The sequence below is a fragment of the Flavobacterium enshiense genome (genome assembly GCF_022836875.1).
GTDB classification, from domain to species: domain Bacteria; phylum Bacteroidota; class Bacteroidia; order Flavobacteriales; family Flavobacteriaceae; genus Flavobacterium; species Flavobacterium enshiense_A.
Window position 1 is genome coordinate 2,142,220 of the sequence record NZ_CP090376.1, and the last position, 18,845, is coordinate 2,161,064.

18 protein-coding genes are annotated in these 18,845 nt (G+C 37.3%); 11 read left to right on the forward strand and 7 right to left on the reverse strand.

Going from position 1 to position 18,845, the window contains the following annotated elements:
- Window positions 1-129: 129 nt before the first annotated feature.
- From ypfJ to panB, 6 genes are all read right to left on the reverse strand, one after another.
- Complete coding sequence (gene ypfJ, locus LZF87_RS09505; RefSeq protein WP_244338691.1) at window positions 130-984, reverse strand: KPN_02809 family neutral zinc metallopeptidase; 855 nt, start codon at window positions 982-984, stop codon at window positions 130-132.
- 38 nt (window positions 985-1,022) lie between these two features.
- Complete coding sequence (locus LZF87_RS09510) at window positions 1,023-1,772, reverse strand: hypothetical protein (RefSeq protein ID WP_244338692.1); 750 nt, start codon at window positions 1,770-1,772, stop codon at window positions 1,023-1,025.
- Window positions 1,773-1,782: 10 nt separating this feature from the next.
- Window positions 1,783-3,147, reverse strand: a complete 1,365-nt coding sequence (locus LZF87_RS09515) for a DUF5723 family protein (RefSeq protein WP_244338693.1) — start codon at window positions 3,145-3,147, stop codon at window positions 1,783-1,785.
- 44 nt (window positions 3,148-3,191) lie between these two features.
- Entirely contained in the window at window positions 3,192-3,881 is a 690-nt protein-coding gene (locus tag LZF87_RS09520) for an RluA family pseudouridine synthase (protein ID WP_244338694.1), read from the reverse strand.
- A gap of 61 nt (window positions 3,882-3,942) precedes the next feature.
- On the reverse strand, window positions 3,943-4,296 hold the full coding sequence (locus LZF87_RS09525; protein ID WP_244338695.1) for a four helix bundle protein: 354 nt from the start codon (window positions 4,294-4,296) through the stop codon (window positions 3,943-3,945).
- A 78-nt stretch (window positions 4,297-4,374) separates the two neighbouring features.
- Window positions 4,375-5,193: a 3-methyl-2-oxobutanoate hydroxymethyltransferase gene (gene panB / locus LZF87_RS09530; RefSeq protein ID WP_244338696.1), complete on the reverse strand. Its 819-nt coding sequence runs from the start codon at window positions 5,191-5,193 to the stop codon at window positions 4,375-4,377.
- A gap of 160 nt (window positions 5,194-5,353) precedes the next feature.
- On the opposite strand from panB, the gene LZF87_RS09535 reads away from it, so the two are divergent.
- Together LZF87_RS09535 and LZF87_RS09540 are read left to right on the forward strand one after the other, a co-directional pair.
- Window positions 5,354-5,794 carry a nuclear transport factor 2 family protein gene (locus LZF87_RS09535; RefSeq protein WP_244338697.1) on the forward strand — a complete coding sequence of 147 codons (441 nt, stop codon included), beginning with the start codon at window positions 5,354-5,356 and terminating at the stop codon, window positions 5,792-5,794.
- A 168-nt stretch (window positions 5,795-5,962) separates the two neighbouring features.
- Entirely contained in the window at window positions 5,963-7,045 is a 1,083-nt protein-coding gene (locus tag LZF87_RS09540) for a porin (protein ID WP_244338698.1), read from the forward strand.
- A 31-nt stretch (window positions 7,046-7,076) separates the two neighbouring features.
- On the opposite strand, the gene LZF87_RS09545 is transcribed toward LZF87_RS09540, so the two are convergent.
- Window positions 7,077-8,498: an L-serine ammonia-lyase gene (locus tag LZF87_RS09545; RefSeq protein ID WP_244338699.1), complete on the reverse strand. Its 1,422-nt coding sequence runs from the start codon at window positions 8,496-8,498 to the stop codon at window positions 7,077-7,079.
- A gap of 360 nt (window positions 8,499-8,858) precedes the next feature.
- On the opposite strand from LZF87_RS09545, the gene dnaK reads away from it, so the two are divergent.
- The 9 genes from dnaK to LZF87_RS09590 all read left to right on the forward strand — a co-directional run bounded on the left by dnaK (window position 8,859) and on the right by LZF87_RS09590 (window position 18,811).
- Window positions 8,859-10,745 (forward strand): molecular chaperone DnaK, encoded by a 1,887-nt coding sequence (gene dnaK / locus LZF87_RS09550; protein WP_244338700.1) that lies wholly within the window; start codon window positions 8,859-8,861, stop codon window positions 10,743-10,745.
- A 187-nt stretch (window positions 10,746-10,932) separates the two neighbouring features.
- Entirely contained in the window at window positions 10,933-11,529 is a 597-nt protein-coding gene (locus tag LZF87_RS09555; protein WP_244338701.1) for a hypothetical protein, read from the forward strand.
- Between the two features lie 173 nt (window positions 11,530-11,702).
- On the forward strand, window positions 11,703-11,879 hold the full coding sequence (locus LZF87_RS09560) for a CAL67264 family membrane protein (protein WP_244343814.1): 177 nt from the start codon (window positions 11,703-11,705) through the stop codon (window positions 11,877-11,879).
- Between the two features lie 294 nt (window positions 11,880-12,173).
- The gene (locus tag LZF87_RS09565) at window positions 12,174-12,404 is read left to right on the forward strand and encodes a hypothetical protein (protein ID WP_244338702.1); all 231 of its coding nucleotides are present in this window, start codon (window positions 12,174-12,176) and stop codon (window positions 12,402-12,404) included.
- Between the two features lie 26 nt (window positions 12,405-12,430).
- Window positions 12,431-13,507: a type II asparaginase gene (locus LZF87_RS09570; protein ID WP_244338703.1), complete on the forward strand. Its 1,077-nt coding sequence runs from the start codon at window positions 12,431-12,433 to the stop codon at window positions 13,505-13,507.
- A gap of 141 nt (window positions 13,508-13,648) precedes the next feature.
- Complete coding sequence (locus LZF87_RS09575; RefSeq protein ID WP_244343815.1) at window positions 13,649-15,049, forward strand: aspartate ammonia-lyase; 1,401 nt, start codon at window positions 13,649-13,651, stop codon at window positions 15,047-15,049.
- Window positions 15,050-15,094: 45 nt separating this feature from the next.
- The gene (locus tag LZF87_RS09580) at window positions 15,095-16,405 is read left to right on the forward strand and encodes an OprO/OprP family phosphate-selective porin (protein ID WP_244338704.1); all 1,311 of its coding nucleotides are present in this window, start codon (window positions 15,095-15,097) and stop codon (window positions 16,403-16,405) included.
- Between the two features lie 64 nt (window positions 16,406-16,469).
- Entirely contained in the window at window positions 16,470-17,507 is a 1,038-nt protein-coding gene (gene glsA / locus LZF87_RS09585; protein WP_244338705.1) for a glutaminase A, read from the forward strand.
- Window positions 17,508-17,584: 77 nt separating this feature from the next.
- Window positions 17,585-18,811 (forward strand): DUF481 domain-containing protein, encoded by a 1,227-nt coding sequence (locus tag LZF87_RS09590; RefSeq protein ID WP_244338706.1) that lies wholly within the window; start codon window positions 17,585-17,587, stop codon window positions 18,809-18,811.
- The last annotated feature ends 34 nt before the right edge of the window (window positions 18,812-18,845 follow it).

Consider the following 18,845-nt stretch of genomic DNA (forward strand, 5'->3'; position numbering starts at 1 on the left):
CAACACTAGTTTACATGGTTAAAAATGAATTAAATGTTTTCAATACTTTATTTGATTTAGTTAAAAAAAAAAAGTCTGGATCTATTAATCCAGACTTTTTTTATGTTTAAAAGAAATTGAATAAACGAGTTATTTCAGTTCCTCTGCAAAAGTATCACCTTGTTTAATATCACCGGTTTTATATCCTTTCATAAACCATTTCATTCGTTGTTCCGAACTACCATGCGTAAATGATTCCTGATTGACATGTCCCTGCATTTTGGATTGAATGGCATCGTCACCAACAGCGTTGGCTGCGCTTAAGGCTTCTTCGATATCGCCCTCTTCTAAAAACTGTTTATTGTAATAAGCCCATACTCCGGCATAAAAATCAGCCTGAAGCTCTAAGCAAACCGATAATTTGTTAGCTTCGGCTTCACTTTTGCTGCTTTGTAGCTGTCTTACTTTCGCAGACGTTCCCAAAAGGGTTTGGACATGGTGACCAACCTCATGAGCCATAACATAAGCTATCGCAAAATCTCCGCCTTTGGCACCAAATCGTGTTCTGAGTTCTTCAAAAAAAGCCATATCCATGTATACTTTTCTGTCTCCGGGACAATAGAACGGTCCGGAAGCCGAAGTTGCGCCGCCGCAAGCAGTCTGAACCTGATCAGTAAATAAAACCATTTTCGGCTTTTCGTAGGTCAAATTGTTTTCCTGAAATATATTAGTCCAGGTGTCTTCCATAAAGGCAAAATTGGTTTTTACGAAATCACCAATTTCAACTTCCTCCGAGGTAAGAGCCCTTTGTTCCGTCTGTTGGGGTTGGCCTTGTTGCATTTGCTCTAAAATAGGGGTCAGCTGTTGGGCGTTTTCTCCACCAAAAAGATTTACAAGTAAAATTATGATACCGACAATTCCACCACCAACCAGGGTTTTACCGCCGGTAGACATTCCTCTGCGGTCTTCAACATTGTCACTTTTTCTGTTGCCTTGCCATTTCATAGGAAAAAAGTTTAATGATTAATTTCTATAATTACCTTTTATTTTTCAAAACCTACACTGCGGTTATAAATAGAATAATACATACAATAAAGGTAAGGCATTGTAAAGAATAAACCTATGCAAAAAGCGAATAAACCTATAAATGAACCAATTGTGGCAAGTAATATGGCCAGGAATATAATCAGCGGTTGTTTGGATACTACCATGATGCTATTGGCAATAGCATTCATGGCGGATAATCGTCCAAAGATAATTAATGGAACAGTTAAACACGTAAAGAAACCGATCAGATAACTTAATAAAGAACCGACAATGTCCAAATTAATCATCTGAAAACCAACCGTGATTGTGCTAGTAATTAAAGAAATTACTAAAGCTGATAACAGCAAATCTTTCAGATAGTCAGCCTTGTAACATTCGAAAATTGTTGAAAAGGAGATTTCATCCTGAGTTTCCACATCATGAGCAACTTTTATTAAACCTGCCGTAAATGGGGTAAGTATGATTGCCAATAGGGAAACTCCTCCAAAATATAATGCGATTTGTTCTGGAGTGAATGTAGAGAAATCCATTTTCAGCGTTTCTTCCGAAAGATTCTCTAAGTCAAAGAAATATGACATTCCGAAAACAGATACGATCAAAAGCGTTAAAATCACAATAAGCACTGCTAACCCTGATAAAAGAGCGATTTTTTTATAACTCTCAAAACTTTCATTAATCAAGTCACCTAAATCAATCTGATAGCCGTTTTGTTTAATCTCTTTAAGACGATTATTTATGTAAGTCATATTTTAAAATTTAAAATCCGATTCGGAATCCTAAGTATAAATCGGCTTGTTTAGAATTATTTAGCAATGCTGTTACAACCGACCCGGAACCTAAGAAAAAGCCTCCTGCACGGAACCCGAAACCTGCCGTAAATCCGGAAACCTCATTGTCGGAAAAAGGCATGTAGATTTCATAGTTTTCACTTGAAAATCGAGGAGTTAATGTTATAATGTTTTGGATTGTCGTAAAATCATTTTGAGTGTCGTCAGATAATTTCTGTTGTGTGTATGCTGAAACCGACCATTTGTTGTGAATTTTATAATCTGCATACAAATTAATTACAGCAGGAAGTGTTACTTTAAAATCGGTACTTGAATTTTGTTGCGTCAGATAACCATTATCTTTTAAAATCTGTTCGATATCCCCAACACTTTCTGCATCATTAAATTCTTCCAGATTAAGCGGGTTGCTTGTTGGAATGTTAAGCGTATAATTGGCTGATTGATTATTCTCTGATTTAAAGGTCATGCTACCCATATTTCTGAATGAAAGGCCGGCATTCAATTTATATCCGCTTGTTTTTTGGGTTGTACCATCTGCAGCAACGGATGCTTTTTCTTTTAATTGATAGTTAATACCAAAATCGGCCCCGAAGCCATTTAATCCGCCTGCGAAAACTTCATTATAATTAGAGCGGCTTTCATAGCTTTCAGCTAATGCTCCGGCATATGAAAAATTCATTGTAGCAGTTGCATTATACAAATAAACATCTCCTGTGGCTGGATCAACAGTAACAGTCCCATGTAGGTTGTTTAATCCGAAATTTGAGTACGAGCCAGGGAAAAGTAATTTAAAAGTAGCGCCGGCATTGAACTTGTGTGCGTCATTTTCATACAGCGTTCGGGCCGCGGAAAGATTGATCTCTCCCCATGTAGCGCCATTCATTCTCTGATTATAATCAGAGTTTATTTGTGCTGTTCCCAAAAATGAACTGTTAAGTGCGTTTCCTAAAGTAACATCAACATCAATGGCATTTGCTTTAATGTTTGCTGCAGAAGTAACGGCAAAAGCCCATTTTTTTACTTTCATACCAAATGATGGCCCCAAAACTAAAGCGTCTACGCGCATACTGACAGGTTCTGTTCCTGTAAAAATTTTGTCTTCAATGTTTTCGCCTCCAATAATGTCAGAAATTTTGATTTTGTTATTGGAAATATTAGTGCTCATGTTGAAAACATTCACGTCATATTTGGTGACCATATTATTTAATTCGGACGGATTAATGTAGGCATTAAGCAATCCGTTTCTTCTGGAAATATTGATTCCTGAAAAGTGTTCTTGTGAAAAAGCAGTAATAGAAAATAGTGAAAAGGCAAATAGTAAAGTTTTTCTCATGTTTATGATTTAATCTTGATTTAAGAGGGTAAATAAACAAAAAGTTAGATACTTCTCCAAACCACATCATTTGGGACAGAGGCAATAATTTCTAAAATTTCCTTGCTTACGGGATGAGTGAAAACTAATTTTCTGGCATGAAGATGTATACCGCCATCAGGGTTGCTTCGGTCTGAACCATATTTCAAATCGCCTTTTATAGGGCAGCCAATGGCAGAAAGCTGACTGCGGATCTGATGGTGTCTTCCGGTATGCAGATTGATTTCTAAAGCATAATAATTATCCAGTTTTTTAATGATTTTATAATCCAAACTGGCTTTTTTGCTATCCGGAACTTCTTTTATATGTGCCTTTGAGGTATTGTTTTTAGGGTTTCGTTTCAGAAAATGAACAAGAACATCTTCTGTTTTTGGAGGTTGGTTTTTGACTACGGCCCAATAGGTTTTTTGGGTTTCCCTTTTGCTGAACATCTCATTCAGTCGCGCCAAAGCTTTCGAAGTTCTGGCAAAAACAACGATTCCGGTTGTCGGTCGGTCCAATCGGTGGACAACGCCTAAAAAAACCTCTCCGGGTTTATTATATTTTTCCTTGATATATTCTTTGACAATATCCGACAATGGTTTGTCGCCGGTTTTATCACCTTGTACAATATCTCCAACACGTTTATTGACAATAATGATGTGATTGTCTTCGTGAAGGATTTGAAGATTGTCTTTTGTGGAAAGAATTTTCATTTAGACTGCTTAGATTTTTAGACTTCTTAGATTGTTAGATGATCAGACTGACTTAGATTTTTTAGATTTTAAGTGTAGAACGGAATTTTGAAATCATTTTTATAATTTCATTAAGTTGATTAGATAACAATACTAATTTTTCTGAATCAATAAAACCTAAATCGGAAGGAATTATAAGTTGTGTTTCGATTTCATATGCAGAACCTATGGCAATTTCCAAAAACCTTGAGAAATCTTTGTTTGAATTTCGGGAAGAGCCTTCAGCTATGTTGGAAGGAATAGAAACGGACGCTCTTCTTAATTGGTTGGTAAGACCAAATTTTTCTTCATTCGGAAAAGAGGCAGTGATGGAGTAAATGTCTGAGCAAAATACCCTGCTTTTTTTCCAAATACCTAATTCTTTAAATTGATGCATATAATTTTGGCGTATATAATGTCTAATAATCAAAGTAATCTAACAAGCTAAAGTTCTAAGGAGTCTAAGTCAGTCTAACTAATATTGCTCATTAGCATTAGGGAAATCAACAGATTTTACATCATCTACATATTGCCCGATGGCTTTAGTCATGTCTTCGTAAAGGTTCATGTAACGTCTAAGGAAACGCGGACTGAATTCGTGAGTCATTCCAATCATATCGTGCAAAACCAAAACTTGACCGTCAACACCGCTCCCTGCGCCAATTCCAATTACAGGAATGGAAATGGTTTCAGCAACTTTTTTTGCCAATGCAGATGGGATTTTTTCCAAAACTAAAGCGAAACAACCAATTTTTTCTAGCATTTTAGCGTCTTCTAATAACTTTTCTGCTTCTGCTTCTTCTTTGGCACGAACAGTATAGGTTCCGAATTTATAAATCGATTGCGGAGTCAGTCCCAAATGTCCCATAACCGGAATCCCGGCATGAAGAATCTTTTTGATACTTTCTTTAATTTCTTTTCCTCCTTCAAGTTTCACGGCATGGCCACCGCTTTCTTTCATAATTCGGATGGAAGAACGCAACGCTTCTCTTGGATCCGACTGATAACTTCCGAAAGGCAAATCTACCACAACTAATGCTCTTTCTGCAGCTCGAACTACTGAAGAGGCATGATAAATCATTTGATCTAAAGTGATAGGAAGCGTGGTCTCATGTCCCGCCATTACATTACTGGCTGAATCACCAACTAAAATTACATCCACACCGGAACTGTCAACGATTTTTGCCATGGTGTAATCGTAAGCCGTCAACATGGAAATTTTCTCTCCGTTGGCTTTCATTTCGATTAATGATTTTGTGGTAATTCTTTTGTAATCTTTTTTGGCTACAGACATAATTTTAAAGTTAGAAGTTAGAAATTAGAGTTAGAAGTTCGTATTAAACTTTTAACAAGTGATTTTCTTCTTTATCAGAATGTAAAATTACTACAATTTCCAGAATGACGTAACATTAATGAGATAAATGCTACTTATTTAGCAGATAAAAATAAAAATTATGAAAAAGCTGATTTTATTGTTTGCCTTTTGTTTCGCATTCGCTGCAAATGCTCAGAAAACCGAAGTAGAAAATACAATTAAGACATTTTTTGAAGGGTTTCATGCTAAAGACACCTTGAAAATCAAATCAGTCTGTAATGATAAAATGATATTGCAATCTATTTCAGAAGGGCAGAAGGGTAGCAGGTTGTCAGATGAAAAGGCATCCGAGTTTTACAAATCGGTTTCCACGTTTCCGAATGATATGAAATTTGAAGAAAGAATTTTAAGTTACAACATTCAGATTGATGGGAAAATGGCGCATGCCTGGACACCTTATGAATTTTACCTAAACGGAAAATTTAGTCATTCAGGAGTAAATGCGTTTACGCTTTATAAAGAAAACGATACATGGAAAATCATTTATCTGATAGATACCAGAAGAAAAAGCAATAAATAGGAATCTTTATAAAATCTTTATACATAGACGATTTCATCTTATAAAATACTTACAACTTATGGCTTAACTTTGTGGTGTAAGTAATTAAGTCTTATAAGATGAAAAACTATCGCTTATCATGCCATTTCCAATATTGCTTTGGAACGAAAATCAAGTCAATTTACCTAAATGAAGTATAGTAAAAACAAGGTGACTTTTATATTGTCATTTCTGATGAGCGGATTTCTTGTTTCAGCACAAGATACTATCCCTTCTTCAAAAGTGAAAATTGATTTTTCGGGATACATAGAAACATTTTATACGTATGATTTCAACCGGGCTGAAACTGTAAAACGACAGGATTTCCTCTATAACCATAACAGACATAACGAGTTTAATGTTAACATGGCTTTGCTAAGAAGTGCTGTTTCTTATGAGAATTTTTACGCTAAGATTGCGATTCACGCTGGAACTTACGTGCAGGACAATTATGTAAATGAAGATATAAAGATTATCAACGAAGCTAATATTGGTGCTTATCTGGATAAGAATCAGAAAACGAGTATCGAAGCCGGAATTTTCGCTTCGCATGTCGGGTTTGAAACGGCTTCCTTGGCAAGTAATCTGAACCTGACACGTTCTCTTTTGGCAGAAGGTTCTCCTTACTTTTTAACCGGTGTAAAACTGAATTACAAACCGAACGAAAAATGGGTTTTCACGGGGATGCTGAATAACGGTTGGCAACGAATCAGTAAGCCTAATCGAAATGCACTGCCGGCTTTTAGCAGTCAGATTGTCTATAAATCGTCTTCAAAAAGCACATTGAACTGGAGTACATTTGTTGGAGATGAACCAATAGGTAATAACCTTCGAACCCGTTATTTCAGTAATCTTTACTGGGATTATCAATGGAATGAGAAATGGCGTACAATTGCAGGGTTCGATTATGGTTTACAAAAACGAATTGATGATGATGGTTATGCCAACTGGTACAGTCCGGTACTTATTGCACAATACGGAATTTCAGATAAATGGCAGATTGCTTATCGTTCAGAATACTATCAGGATAAGGAAAATATTGTGATTCCAGCATCTTACGGAAGTTTTAAGACCATCGGAAATTCATTGAATCTGGATTTTATTCCTAATTCAAAGGTGAAAATAAGAGGAGAGGCAAGATGGCTGCATTCTGATACCGGGAATCTTAAAACGCAAAGCGGTTATTCAAAGGACAATGTATTTGTAACCACAGCAATGTCGTTTGAATTTTAAAAAAAAAGGAAGCTATTAAGCTTCCTTTTTTTTAACAGTCGGACATGTTTACAGCTACTGCCAGACCACCTTCCGAGGTTTCTTTATATTTATTATTCATGTCTTTAGCGGTTTGCCACATCGTGTCGACTACTTTGTCTAAAGGCACTTTTGCGTTTTTAGGATCGGTTTCCATAGCCAATTCTGCCGCGTTGATGGCTTTTATGGCTCCCATAGTATTTCTTTCGATACATGGAATCTGAACCAAGCCGCCAATCGGGTCGCAGGTTAAACCTAAGTGGTGTTCCATTGCGATTTCTGCGGCAACTAAAACCTGTTCGGGAGTTCCGCCCATTACTTCACATAATGCCCCGGCAGCCATAGCAGAAGAAACTCCGATTTCAGCCTGACATCCTCCCATAGCTGCTGAAATGGTAGCTCCCTTTTTAAAGATACTTCCGATTTCGCCGGCAACCATCAGGAATTGTTTGATATGTTCTTCGTTTGCTTCGTGGTTTTCAATTACAAGGTAATACATCAATACGGCAGGGATAACTCCGGCACTTCCGTTGGTAGGAGCCGTTACAACTCGGCCCAAAGAAGCATTCACTTCATTAACTGCCAAAGCAAAACAGCTTACCCATTTTAAGATCTGACGGAATTTAACTTCGGTCATTCTTATGGTTTCCAGCCAGGATTGCGGATTGTCATATGGTAAAACGCCAATAAGGTTTTTGTGCATGTCATAAGCGCGACGGCGCACATTTAATCCGCCAGGTAAAGTACCTTCGGTATGACAACCAATGTAAATACACTCTAACATGGTATTCCAGATGCGCATCAGTTCATGACTGATTTCCTCTTCGGAACGCATGGATTTCTCGTTCTCCAATACGATTTCGGAAATCTTTTTACCTTCTTTTTGGCAATACTTCAGTAATTCGTCTGCCTTTTCAATCGGAAAAGGGAAACTGCGCATTATTTTGGTGTTTTCTTTTGAGTTATTACTGTCTTCTTTTACCACAAATCCGCCACCAATAGAATAGAAGGTAGAGGTATATTCTTCAGTATCAGTGATGACCGTAAATGTCAGTCCGTTTGCATGAAACGGCAGGAAGTTTTTATTGAAAACGATGTCCTTTTCGAAATCGAACGGAATAATAATTTCATTTCCGAGGAAAATCTCCTTTTTGTTCTTAATGGCCGTGATGATCACATCAATGCTTTCCACGGGGATATATTCTGGATCAGCGCCACTTAATCCGAGCATTACAGCTAAATCAGTAGCGTGTCCTTTTCCTGTCAGCGAAAGCGAACCATATAAATCTACTTTAATACGGTTGATATTATCAATAAGATTGCGCTCACGGATTTCGGCAAGAAACTGCTCGGCAGCACGCCAAGGGCCTAAAGTGTGTGAACTTGAAGGTCCTACACCAATTTTAAGCATATCGAAAACGGAAATACATTCCATAATTTATTCTGAATTTATTCTGAAAATCGTTTGTTTAATACAAAGATAATTCGATAATTCCATTGTTCATAACGTTTTACTTTTTTATAACAATTAACGTTATACCTCTTATTTTAAAACAAGTAAACGTGGCCGTAATTTTTAAGAAATATCATTAACGTACCTGAAATTAAATGTCAAATATAATTTTTTAAAGACTATTTATGTCCGGAAAAATAGAAATCAATGTCATCCTGTCAGTTATTTTATTTTGTTTTATTAAGAAATATGACATTTTATGTTTTTTTTCCGCTTGGCACAATCATTGTCATTTGCAACTCGAGTTTTGAACTTTTGAATTAAAATTAAACTATTATAAAAATGAGTAAGATTATTGGAATCGACTTAGGAACAACAAACTCCTGCGTATCCGTAATGGAAGGTGGAGAGCCGGTTGTAATTGCTAATGCCGAAGGAAAAAGAACAACACCATCTGTAATTGCATTTGTGGAAGGTGGCGAAATTAAAGTGGGTGATCCTGCGAAAAGACAAGCAGTAACGAATCCAACAAAAACTATCGCTTCTATCAAACGTTTCATGGGTAATAAATACACTGAAAGCGCTAAAGAGGCATCAACTGTAGCTTACAAAGTTGTTAAAGGTGATAATGATACACCACGTGTTGATATCGACGGAAGACTTTACACGCCACAGGAATTATCAGCAATGGTACTTCAGAAAATGAAAAAAACAGCTGAAGATTACTTGGGTACTACAGTTACTGAAGCGGTTATCACTGTTCCTGCTTACTTTAACGATGCTCAGCGTCAGGCTACAAAAGAGGCTGGAGAAATTGCTGGTTTAAAAGTACGCAGAATCATCAACGAACCAACAGCTGCTGCGTTAGCTTACGGTTTGGATAAATTAGGCCACGATCATAAAATTGCAGTTTACGATTTAGGGGGAGGTACTTTTGATATTTCCATCCTTGAATTAGGAGACGGAGTTTTCGAAGTATTGTCTACAAACGGAGATACTCACTTAGGAGGTGACGATTTCGACCAGGTAATCATCGATTGGTTGGCTAACGATTTCAACTCAGCTGAAGGTGTAGACTTGCGTAAAGATCCTATGGCTTTACAGCGTTTGAAAGAGGCGGCTGAGAAAGCAAAAATCGAATTATCGTCTTCTGCACAAACAGAAATCAACTTACCATATATTACGGCTACAGCTTCAGGACCAAAACACTTGGTACAAACGTTAACCCGTGCTAAATTTGAGCAATTGGCTGATACTTTAGTGAAACGTTCTATGGATCCGGTTGCTAAAGCGTTAAAAGATGCTGGTTTATCAACATCTGATATCGACGAAGTAATCTTAGTGGGAGGTTCAACTCGTATCCCTGTAATTCAGGAGCAGGTTGAGAAATTCTTCGGTAAAAAACCATCAAAAGGAGTTAATCCAGATGAGGTTGTAGCGATTGGAGCTGCAATTCAGGGTGGTGTATTAACAGGAGACGTGAAAGACGTATTGTTACTTGACGTTACGCCACTTTCATTAGGTATTGAAACTATGGGAAGCGTAATGACAAAATTAATTGACTCAAATACGACTATTCCAACTAAAAAATCACAGGTATTCTCTACAGCGGCAGACAATCAGCCATCAGTGGAAATCCACGTGTTACAGGGTGAGCGTCCAATGGCAAACGATAACAAAACTATCGGTCGTTTCCACTTAGACGGAATTCCGCCAGCACCAAGAGGTGTACCTCAAATCGAAGTAATTTTCGATATCGATGCTAATGGTATCATTCATGTAACTGCTGTTGATAAAGGAACTGGTAAATCACACGATATTCGTATCGAGGCTTCTTCAGGATTGACTCAGGAAGAAATCGAAAGAATGCGTAAAGAAGCAGAGGTTAATGCTGAAGCTGATAAATTAGCTAAAGAGAAAGTAGATAAATTGAACGAGGCTGACGGAATGATCTTCCAGACTGAAAAGCAATTGTCTGAATTCGGAGATAAATTATCAGAAGGTAACAAATCAAACATTCAGACTGCTTTAGAATCATTGAAAAAAGCTTACGAAACTAAAGACGTTGAAACTATTCAACCTGCTTTAGATGCAATTAATGAGGCTTGGAAAAATGCTTCAGAGGAAATGTACAAAGCACAGGCTGAAGGGCAAACTCACGAAGCACAGCCACAGGCAGATGCTTCAGGAGACACAACTCAGGATGTAGACTTTGAGGAAGTGAAATAATCTTTCCCAATTATACTTTTAAACCACGCTTAACGGCGTGGTTTTTTTTTATTATTCACATGCTTTATTTTAAACTGATTCGTTAAAATCTGAGCAATATGTTATAATTGTTTGAGGTTTTTTAAAAAATTTGTTTTTGCGAAAAAAAATTGTACTTTTCCAAAACCAAGAAACCTATTAAAAATTTATGAAAAAGACACTTTTATTATTTGCTTTAGCAATAATGACCACTGTCGGGTATAGTCAGAAGAAGAAAAAAAACGGTTCAAATGCAGGCTCATCTTCTGAAGTTTTGGCTAAATCCGATAATCTTACCGCAGAAATGGGAAAGAATGCATTTAATTTATATCTCAATGAAGGTGGTAAAAAGGAAGCTCTTTTTACGCGCCCTATAGATCCCAAAAGGAAATTGTCGGAATGCAAGATTACGAGTTATAAAGCAAAGGATAGCAAACTGTATTATATTTCGTGGATAGAAAAAGGAACCAATAAGACCGATTTAAAAACAGAAGAAGTAACAAGTACTGTGTCCGAAATCTGGGAAGTATCTACAAAAACGCAGGTTGCTGCAAACACACACACTATAACGAATATCACTGAAAAAGTCTTTTTGGATCAGGCAAAAGAGGTTTCTGAAACCCAGCAAAGAAGACGAGTTGAAGGATCCGAGTTCAAGTTATTGCCTAATGGAGATGCTATTCTAAAGGGGAAATCGGGGGAAACCAAATATACATTTGATCCTGTAACTAAAAAATATGTAGCGGTACGAGGAAAGAAAAAATAAACCAATTAAACCAGTGATAATGTCACTGGTTTTTTTAGTTACTATTTTTCTGTTTATTTCTTTACGTCTTTAATAGATTAATAAAATCGATTTAATAGTAACAATTTTTTTCAATGAATATAAAAAAGCGATATTTGTATTACAAAAAACCAATTCTAAAAGTAGAAATTATGATGAACAAAAATACTGTTTTAGGCTGGGCAACATTTATTATGATTGTTATGGGTTGCATATTGATAGGATTAGCAGTATACCGTTATGCTGATGTAGCCGGATGGGGTTTCGGAGCTGTAGGTATTGGTTTTTTTTCCATTGCATGGGTTTTTAACGCATTAAACGGAAGAGTGTAAGCTAAATCATAAATGAAACAGAAAGTTCTTTTATGATTTACGTTAGCATTTAAAGATATTTTAAAATTATTTAAGAGCACTTAAATAATCCAAAAGAAAGAGCCACAGTAATATTACTGTGGCTCTTTCTTTTGGATGGATTCGATTTATTTATAAAGTACTACTTACAAAATGATATATTAACTTTCTTGTTTGTAATATTTTACTTCTTAACGATTATAGTTGCGGTTTATCGGACAAATATGTTAATTTTTTAAAAACTTTTTACTTTTATTCTACTAAAATCTTAAAAACATGAAGAGTATTTTAGTTATTATAGGGTTTTTCTTTTGTATTGTAATGTTGAATGCGCAGGACGAACCCAACAAAAAATACAATGGCAGGTGTGAGTTCCGGTGGGATGACCGTGCAAACTTTCATAAAGGAAAAGTTCCCGATCTGATTGATGAGCCATTACACACAATCAGTTTTCCTTTAAGTACTATTTCAATGAGATTTAATATAAAAAGAAGCAATAAAACATAATTAATCAACTTTTAATTCCATAAACAATGAAAGCACTTATATTTTCAGCAAAAACAGCAAAAATAATGAGCCTTTTTTTAGGTTTATTTATAGGATTTAGTGTTCAGGCACAAAGTTTACCACGTGTAAAAATTCTTGCAACAGGAGGAACCATTGCCGGTGCCGGTGCTGCTGCAGACCAGGCAGGATATAAGGCGGGCGCGCTTCCTATTGATCAGTTACTAAGCGCCGTACCACAGATTCATAAATATGCAACTGTTACCGGTGAGCAGATTTCGAGTATCGGAAGTCAGGATATGTCCATCGAAATCTGGATGAAGCTTAACAAACGCATCAATGAAATATTCAGTAAAAACGAAGCAGATGCTGTAGTGATTACCCACGGAACCGATACTCAGGAAGAAACATCCTTTTTCCTTAATCTGACGCTTAGAAGCGACAAACCCGTAGTATTTACAGGATCAATGCGTGCAGCAACGGCTATTAGTGCAGACGGACCTAAAAACCTGTTTGATGCTGTTGTGGTTGCCGCAAGTCCGAAAAGTAAAGGCAGAGGGCCTATTGTGGTATTCTCGGAAAGTATTTTTGACGGAAGGGATATCGTGAAAACAAGTTCCACTCACATGGAAGCCTATACTGCTCCAAATGCCGGTCCGATCGGACAGGTATATGATGCGAAACCGGTTTATTATCAGGAATCGGGACGTAAATCAGACAAAAACACGCCATTCGATATTTCAGGAGTAACAAAAATGCCTCGTGTGGAAATAGTTTATATGTATGCCGATGCTAATCCTTCTCTGATCAATGCTTTAGTAAATGAAAAAGTAGACGGAATTGTTATAGCAGGTGTAGGAAACGGGAATTTCAACAAAGCGTATTATGATGCTATTGATGCCGCCGTGAAAAAAGGTGTGGTGGTTTGTAGAGCAACAAGATGTGTTTCCGGCCGTGTTGTACTTAAGGATGAGGTAGACGATGATAAGTTGGGAACTATTGTAAGTGACGATTTGAATCCTCAAAAAGCACGTATATTATTGATGGTTGGTTTAACCAAAACCAAAGACAAAAAGCAATTACAACAGTATTTCTTTGAATACTAATCGCTTAAATCAATAAGTGCGTCCTTCTAAAAAAACCATCGGAATGATTTTTAAAATTATTTCCGAGTAAAATAAAAAGTCATGAGAAAAGTAAAATATATCTCTCTTATGTTGCTGATGATTGCTTCATCACAATATTCAATTGCTCAAACCCGAACAGAAAAAGATCTGTTGGGTGAAAAGCAAATACCCGCTGATGCTTACTACGGGATACAAACCCTCAGGGCATTGGAAAACTTTCAGGTTAGCGGAGTTAAAACAAATTTTTATCCCGACTATGTAAAGGCTTATGCCATGGTAAAACTGGCAGCAGCAAGAGCCAACGGCGAGGTTGGTCGAATGAAAAAAGACAGACTTGCCGCCATAGAAAAAGCTTGTCAGGCTGTTATGGACGGGAAGTATCACGACCAGTTCCTGACCGATTTGTATCAGGGAGGTGCGGGAACTTCGGCTAATATGAATGCCAATGAAGTACTGGCAAATATTGCCCTGGAAATGATGGGAAAAAAGAAAGGGGAGTATCAGTACATCGAACCTCATGACGATTTAAACATGGGACAGTCCACCAACGATGTGTACCCAACAGCAATACACATCGCTTTGATTCTGCATAACGATAAAGTGATGAAGGAAGCTCAACTGTTAGCGCAGTCTTTCCATAAAAAAGGAGATCAGTTTAATCATCTGTTAAAGATGGGTCGTACGGAAGGGCAGGATGCTGTACCAATGACATTAGGACAGGAATTTCATGCCTTCGGTTATCAGCTTGATGCAGCCATAGATGCCATGCGTAAATCGGAAGCCTATCTGTATGAGGTAAATATGGGGGCAACGGCTATCGGTACAGGACTGACAGCAACTCCGGGTTATGCTGAAAAATGTACGGCACAGCTGGCTAAAATCACCGGAAAACCAATTGTATTGGCCAAAGATCTGATTGCTGCCACAAGCAGTATGCAGGCTTTTGTTATGTATTCATCTTCTTTAAAAAACTTAGCTGTGACACTTTCTAAAATCAGTAGCGATTTGATATTCCTTGCAAGTGGTCCGCGAACAGGTATTTTCGAGATCAATTTACCGGCACTTCAGCCTGGCTCATCCATTATGCCTGGAAAAGTAAATCCTGTTATGCCGGAATTGATGAACAATATTTGTTTTAAAGTGATGGGTAATGATGTAACGGTTGCATTCGCATCTCAGGACGGACTTTTACAGCTGAATCCTTACGAACCGGTCGTTGCAGTAGCTATTATGGAATCTCAGGCGTTATTTTATAAATCAATGCCGTTATTCCGTAAAAATTGTATTGACGGAATTACTGCCAACGAAAAAGTACTGAAACATTACATTGAACGCAGCGTAGGTATTGTTACGGCTCTTAATCCGGTTCTTGGTTATGAAAAAACAACCGAATTGGCCAAAGAAGCCCTTGAGAAAGATAAGGGAATTCTTGAATTGATCCGAGAAAAGAAATTGCTTACCGAAGATCAGATTAAGAAATTGTTAGATCCGGCAACAATGACCGGACAACAGAAAAAATAATTGTGGAATCTTTTTCGGAGTAATTCGGAAATAAAATGTGTCCCAATGAAATTACTTGAAATTGAAGGCGAAAGCCAAGCAAAACAATCGAATATCATTATGAAAACCTTGTTATCACTGCTTTTTGTGGTAACAGGGTTTGTTTCGTTTGCACAAGATGTTCCTAAAGAACAGAGGCTTGACGGAACTGAAGGTGAAATTTTTAAGGAAAAGGATACGATTGTCCCAGAAAAGAAAATCTCAAGAGGTAACGAATTTGAAAACGATCTAACTACATTAAGGTTTGGGGGAGGTTTTATGTATGAACATGCGTTTTACAGTCAGGATGATGAGAGTAAAAACCAGGTACAGCTATCTCCCGGCTTTATTGTGAGGGATTTTAGGGTTACGCTATCAGGAAAGTTAAAAACCAAAAGAGACATAAGCTGGAAAGTCGGAATCATGTATGATGGTAATTCCAGAATCTGGCTCGCAAGGGAAAGTGGTGTCATGTTTGGGGTTCCGAAATTAGCAGGGCATATTTTTGTTGGGCGGACCAAAGAAGGGTATTCAATGAGTAAGGTCATGAATGGATATTCCATGTGGCATATGGAAAGAAATATGTCTATAGATATTATTCCAATATTGGCAGATGGTGTGAAGTATATGGGGTTTCTTCCAAAACAAAAAATAAACTGGAATATTGGCGCTTATACAGATGTACTGTCTAAAGCACAGAGTTTTTCAAAATACAAATGGCAATTTGTTTCCAGAATAGGTTATCTCCCGATTTATACAGATGCTTTAAAACCGGTAATGCATGTTGGCCTTAATTACAGATATGGAGAGGTTAAAGATCATAAGTTGCAAGTACGTTCACGCCCAGAGGCTAACCAGGCACCTTATTTCTTAGATACCGGCGTATTTTCTGTATTTAATTCGAATCATGTTGGAGGTGAATTTTATTACAGATCAGGTGCTTTCCTTTTAGGTTCTGAATACAATTTTCATATGATGAATTCGACCGAAACAAATAATCCTGTATTCCATGGGGGTGAAGTGTTTGTGGCTTATTCGATTACAGGTGAAGTACGTCCTTACTTGAGTAATCCGGGAATATTTTCATTCCTTAAACCAAAAAAATCTGTTTTTGATGGGGGATACGGAGCTGTTGAAGCAATTCTTCGTTTTTCATCGCTCGATCTCACTGATGGAACGTTACAGGGTGGCGAATTTTGGAGAATTACGCCGATGGTTAACTGGTATCTTTCTGAAAATATCCGATTCTATTTTGCTTACGGATATGGAGTTTTGGATAAGGATAGTCAACAAGGTGTCACTAACTTTTTTCAAAGCCGAGTATTGCTAATGTTATAGCGGATTTAACGCACTATCTGAAGGTATGAAGACTGCATGATGAATTTAAAATAAATACATTATCATGAAAAAAAACTATTTTGGAAAAAGGATAATGTCTTTATCGTTGTTGTTAGTTACTGCTCTGATTTACGGTCAATCAAAAGAAAAATCTGCCAATATCATGTCTAAAGAAAATATAGAGGCTGTACTGAAAGAAGCATACTCAAAATTTAAAGACATAAAAGAAGGAAAGAACGCCGACTATATTAAAGAATTAGCCAATGTAGATCCGAATATTTTTGGGATTGCCCTGGTAACTACATACGGTAAGGTATACACAGTCGGTGATTACAATGCTATGGTGTCCATACAAAGCATAAGCAAGGCTTTTGTGATGGCTCAGATTATCGAGGAGAACGGGCATCAGGCCATTCAGGACAAAATTGGGGTAGATGCAACCGGTATGCGCTTTAATTCGATCGTTGCAATAGAAGAGCACAATGGAAGGGAAATTAATCCATTGGTAAATCCGGGAGCCATAGCTGCAACAAGTATGGTAAAAGGCAACGATTCTATTGCCAAATGGAAAAGCATTCTTACGAAGCAAAGTGAATTTGCCGGTCGGGCCCTATCATTGAACAAGCCTGTATATATCAGTGAAGCCAGTGATAATCTCCGAAATCAGGCAATCGCCCATTTGCTTTTTTCTTATGGCAGATTGTATTTCGACCCGGTTCAGTCAACCGATATTTACACGAAGCAATGCGCCCTTAATGTAAGCGCAAAAGATCTTGCTGTAATGTCGGCCACTTTAGCCAATGGCGGTGTTAACCCAGTGACCAAAAAGAAAGTAGTATCTCCCGAAACGGTAATGTACACGCTTCCGGTTATGGCAACAGCCGGTCTATATGATGACTCGGGAATTTGGTTTTACAATTCAGGTTTACCGGCAAAAAGCGGTGTTGGGGGAGGTATTATAGCGGTCTGTCCGGGTAAATTCGGAATCGGAGTCGTTTCTCCGCCATTAGATGCCGCAGGCAATAGTCTGAAATCCCAGTTGGTAATTAAATATGTGGTAGAAAAGCTAAAGGCTAATCCATATTTAATTCAGCCTAAATAATTTAATCGTATCAGGCCTGTTGTGTATTTGGAAACCAGCAGGTTTTATTTTGTGTTTAAGTTTTTAATAAAAAAGGGATGTTTAGTTATTCAAAAATAGTGATGGTCTTATTGCTGGTCTTTCCATTGTTTTTGTATGCCCAAATCCCTGAAAAAAAGAAAACTGATTCCATTCCTTCCGTAGAACACGATACAGTACAAAAAGTTTTAGAAGTAGAAGTAGATACCACACTTTCAGAAAGTGAAAAAAAAGTCAGAAAAGAGGCTTTTACCCCGGATATTTTACACTTGATAAACGGCGACAGGTTAACCGGTAAAATTTTATCGTTCCAACAGGGGAGATTAAGTTTTGATGCACAGGGGCCAGGTGTTGTTTCCATAAAATGGTACAAAATATTTTCCATTGACGGCGGAAGTAAAATATATAAAGTGGAAAATATTTACGGCGAAATTTTCATCGGGAAAATAGCCAAATCTGATATGATGGGAGAAATAATTGTTTTAACAGGACCAGATGAAATAATCGAATCAAGTGTAACAGCCGAGTCCAGCGCAACAGCCGAGCTAAAAAAAAGTGTGCCAAAAGGAACAACAATTAAGTTTGAAGAAATTTTAAGAATTTTTCCTCTTGAAGAAAAATGGTATGAGGGATTTAAGGGCGATATAGGAGCAGGGGTGAGTTATACAAAGTCTTCTGAAGTACTACGTATTAGCGCGGAAAGTAACCTTTTTTACGTCATTTCACGATGGCGCTTTGTTAACGATTTCTCATATATGGCGACTTCAACAGAAAGTTCGGATTATTCGGTGAGAATACAGGAAAATTTGCAGGAGTTTTATTCATTGTACAGGAAATGGGTACTGTATCAGGCGAATTCCTTCAATAGGAATGACGAATTGGGTATCGATGCAAAACTATCATTCGGTTTCGGAATCGGAAATAATCTCATTATTACCGAACGCCAGAGATTACTGGTGTTCACAGGTTTTTTGCAGAACTTTGAAGATAATATAGATACGGATAAGTTTATTGCAAACAGTGAATGGCCTGTAACATTGCAGCATACAGTTTACAGTTTTATAAGTCCGAATCTTTCCTCAACATTAAAAGCGGGTTCTTATGTCGGACTCACTGAAAAAGACAGATATCGTTTCGATGTGAGCGCCGATCTTACTTGGGAGATATTCAACGATTTCAAAATACAATTCAGTTTTTATTATAACTATGACAATAAAAACATAGTCGGAAAAAACACAAAAGAAGATAGCGGTACAGAACTGTCTTTTTTATTAGAACTCAAGTAAAAAACTCCTTACTGCGGAGTTAAAACTCGCTACT